Annotated in this window: 1 protein-coding gene; it reads left to right on the top strand. The window is 60.6% G+C overall.

Going from position 1 to position 701, the window contains the following annotated elements; translation table 11 throughout:
* Positions 1–701, top strand: a 701-nt coding sequence (locus NKH06_RS31980) for an MFS transporter (RefSeq protein ID WP_352895113.1), incomplete at both ends; no start/stop codon positions are given.

Genomic DNA, 701 nt, shown 5'->3' with positions numbered 1-701 from the left:
TCGATCTGGCTCGCGACGCAGGTTTCAAGCCTCGGCTGGTTGATGCAGACTGTCGCCATCAGCTGGCTGATGGCAACGATCTCGACTTCCGATCTGATGGTTGCGTTGGTTCAGGCTTCATCGAACCTGCCCGCCTTCGTCTTGTCTGTCTTCGCCGGGGCTCTCGCTGACAATTTCAGCCGGCGCCGGGTCATGTTCGCCGGTCGGTGCCTTATGGTGACTGCCTCCGCGATGCTGACCGCATCGCTGGCGCTGGGCTTTGTCAGTCCGTGGATGATCCTCGGCTTCAGCTTCTTGATCGCAAGCGGCGGTGCTCTCAATGATCCGGCCTGGCAAGCGTCGGTTGGCGATATTGTGGATCGACGAGATGTTCCCGCTGCCGTCACCCTGCTTTCTGTTGGATTCAATACCGTCCGGACTGTGGGCCCGGCGCTCGGCGGCATTGTAGTTGCCTCGTTTGGCCTTATGGCGGCATTCGCGGTGACCACGCTCACCTATTTCGTACCCTTGGCCACTATTTGGCGCTGCAAGTGGAAGGTTCGTTCTTCCCCTCTTCCACGCGAGTCGATGAGGACGGCGATCTATGACGGGCTGCGCTTCACGGCGATGTCATCGGAAATCAAGGCCGCGATCGCGCGCGGAACCCTCTTTGGCCTGGCGAGCATCGCCATACTCGCGCTGCTGCCGGTGGTTGTCCGCGA

The organism is Mesorhizobium sp. M1342 (assembly GCF_040317955.1).
Lineage (GTDB): Bacteria > Pseudomonadota > Alphaproteobacteria > Rhizobiales > Rhizobiaceae > Mesorhizobium.
Note: the sequence above shows the minus strand (reverse complement) of the source record. Positions and strands in the feature narration are given on the sequence as shown.